Below are 1,303 nucleotides of genomic sequence, written 5' to 3'. Positions count from 1 at the left end.
GCGTGGGAAGGGCATGGAACTGAACGTCAAGCGCGCCCGTTCAAAACTTGAAGAGCTGAAAGAGGAGAGAAAACACGAGTTTGAGCAACTACGGGAAGAAGAATCTGTACTGCCAAAGACGAACGAGCTGGTTAATGCGGCGGTGATCATTTCCGACTAATCTATTTCAATTAGCTCTCTTCGTGTGGCAACAGATCAGGTAATCGACGAGCACAGAGTTCGAGCCGGCATGGTTTGATGAGTTGCCATTCTTAACCAGCGTGTTACTCAGGTCTATTGTACCAATGACGATGGGAGCTTCTTCAGCACATCATCATCGGTGAGAACTTGAAGTCGACACTGATCCGAGGACTGGTGATTCACCTCAAGTATCTCACCTTCACCATCATAAAAATCTACACTGTCGCCGACTTCGAAACCACACTCACACTCAGTCATTGCTTACCCCGGAAGGCACGAGTAGACTTAGTTTCTTGGTGAATCTACCGATTTGTCGACTTAACGCTGGTATCGCCGGTGTATTTTTGTCAGAAGGATCGTATCTTAACTCCATGAACCACGCGTTCCGCGTCGGCGAGGTCTATCGGGACACCGGGAGCTTCAGGAACGCGGAGGACCAGTTCCTGCGCTGGATCCGTGGTCCATTGGATAGCGGGATCAAGAACACAGGCGGCATTCGCGACCTCGGAGCCGATCGGTCAGACTCGCTTGCGGGACTCGTGCTCGTCTCGAATGATGTCGGTGTCTCCCAACACGACGACCCGTGGGAAGACACGCTCGCGGTCAACGCCGGCTACGTGAGCTACTGGGGCGACGCGAAGACGAACGTACTGTACGACGATTCGACACAGAACCAGAAAATAAAGGAAGCGTTTGACAAGGCGGCAGCAGGGCGACGCGAGGAAGTCCCCCCAATCCTCGTTTTCAGAAAGCCGGAGAAGGGCGTCGTGGAGTTCTGCGGGCTGTGCGTTCCTGATCACTTCGAGGTACGATCGTATCAAGATGATTCTGGAGCGCAGATCCCGAATTACCTCTTCCATTTCTCCATTCTCAACACGCAGGAGGTTCCCGTCTCGTGGCTACACGGTCGGGCGCAGATGAACGACGGCAGCGACGCCCCAGATGTGTGGAAGCGTTGGGTCGAAGCCGGTGAGGTCGCTCAGTGGCCCACCGGCGAGACGCTCAATACGGGCGGGAAGGTTCGTCGTTACGAGACCACCGAAACCACGGTGAGCGAGGCGTTCCGGACGGAGACGTTCGAGCGATACAACCACGCGTGTGCGATGACCGGGATCGGAGAGGA

1 protein-coding gene is annotated in these 1,303 nt (G+C 54.9%); it reads left to right on the top strand.

Translation table 11 applies throughout. From position 1 onward, the window contains the following. Positions 1 to 551 precede the first annotated feature (551 nt). Positions 552 to 1,303: HNH endonuclease (locus tag U4E84_RS17605; protein WP_322533378.1), on the top strand; the 752-nt coding region annotated here is incomplete at its 3' end.

It is taken from the genome of Halorubrum sp. AD140, from assembly GCF_034497445.1.
Classification (GTDB): domain Archaea; phylum Halobacteriota; class Halobacteria; order Halobacteriales; family Haloferacaceae; genus Halorubrum.
This window is presented reverse-complemented; position numbering and strand designations above follow the sequence as displayed.